Here is a 1,671-nt window from a genome sequence, read left to right on the forward strand (position 1 = left end):
CTGATGCGGAAAATCGCGCTCACCACTGACAATGCCCCCGTTTACCCTCCACCCGGACATGAAGAAAACAATCGCCACCCCTGTCTGGAAAATCGTCCCCACAGCCGTCGAACCAAACAATGCCCGTTTCATCAGTCATTATTGCCGTGATCCACCCCCGTTAGAGCTATTCAATCTCTTAACAAGCCCAACAATGTACAAACTTTTCTGTTCAGGATTTCTTAATACGGCCTCAATCGCTATTTTCCCTAGCGCATGGCACAATTAGGTGAGAAAGTTTTGATTTCCCCATGTTTTAATGCGCAGGAGGATGCCCGTGAGCTCCACGAACAAAAATGGCTTGTACACCGATAGCTCAAACTCGGTTTTCCCCGAGGTAGGTAGCATCCCTCTCCGCGATGCCGATACTCACGCAGCAGGTCAAGGCAGCATTAATCGCCTGGTCAAGGACGCATCCGGCCAGATCACGACCCTCGTCCGCACCGAAATTGAGCTCGCCAAAGCAGAGCTCACGCAGTCGGTGAAGAAGGGCGCCATCGGCGGAGCAATGTTCGCCGTGGCCGGCATTATCGCTTTCTTCAGCGCGTTCTTCCTCTTCTTCACCCTGGCAGAAGTGCTTGACATCTGGCTCTACCGCTGGGCAGCATTCGCCATCGTCTTCGCCGGAATGCTCCTGCTCGCAGGCATTTTCGCACTCATCGGGCTCAAGCAGGTCAAGCAGGTGAAGAAGCCAGAAGCGACCATCGATTCCTTCGGCAAGCTCCCCGAGGTCGTCCCTAGCGGTTCGTCCAACTCGGGTTCCTCCAAGACCGCGAGCTCGAAGAACGTCGAAACTGCTGAAGGTCTCTACAGCTAAGCTCCAAAACTCAGCACCGACGTGAGTTCAGCCACGTCGACACCACCCCGCCGGCGATGCCCCGCTGCATCGTCGGTTTTTTGGTTCCGTCTACCGTCGAACCTCATGATTTGGTAAACCTGGTGTGTGCCTCAACGCCCGACGAACCCCTCCGCCATTGAACTCGATGGCCCGTGGACCCATCACCTATACCACAGCCGGGGAGTTCGCATTCACTGCGCCGACAGCGGAAGCCCCGACGCCCCATTAGTGCTGCTAGTTCACGGTTTCGCTGGCGGATGGTTCGACTGGCAATCCGTCCTCCCCTTGCTCGCGGAGGATCACCACGCCGTCGCCATGGATCTCCGCGGCTACGGCCTCTCTGACAAACCTCCCCACGGCTACGACCTGGGCACGACGGCACTAGACATCGCCGGCCTGGTCCTTGCGCTGGGTCATACGTCGGCAACTGTGGTCGCCCACGGAGAGAGCGTGCCTGCAGCGGTGATCGCCGGTCTGACCGAGCCGCAACGCATTAAGCGTGTGGTGGCGCTCAACCCTTCGCATCCGCGCCAGAACGTCGACGTCGTCATCCGCCACCCGATCCGGCACCGCGACCGCATCACGCTGGGCATGGCCACTCGTTTCCCGCGGCTTGGGGAGCGCTGGCTGAAAGCCGACCACAGCTTGTTCCTTGAGCAGATCGTCGCTCATCTAGCCGGCTCGGCGTTCCGATATTCCGACAGTTTCGACGAATATCTCGCGATTCGACGCTTCGCGATGGGCGTTGAGCGCGTCGCCTATTACGCGTGCCTGCGCCACCGGAAGGCCGCGGT

At 58.7% G+C, this 1,671-nt stretch carries 2 protein-coding genes; both read left to right on the top strand.

What is annotated here, in order from left to right:
• Positions 1-316 precede the first annotated feature (316 nt).
• Complete coding sequence (locus tag Q3981_RS10420; RefSeq protein WP_303126031.1) at positions 317-856, top strand: phage holin family protein; 540 nt, start codon at positions 317-319, stop codon at positions 854-856.
• Between the two features lie 126 nt (positions 857-982).
• A partial coding sequence (locus Q3981_RS10425) for an alpha/beta fold hydrolase (RefSeq protein ID WP_303126032.1) occupies positions 983-1,671 on the top strand: 689 nt, incomplete at its 3' end.

It is taken from the genome of Corynebacterium sp., assembly GCF_030530965.1.
Lineage (GTDB): Bacteria > Actinomycetota > Actinomycetes > Mycobacteriales > Mycobacteriaceae > Corynebacterium.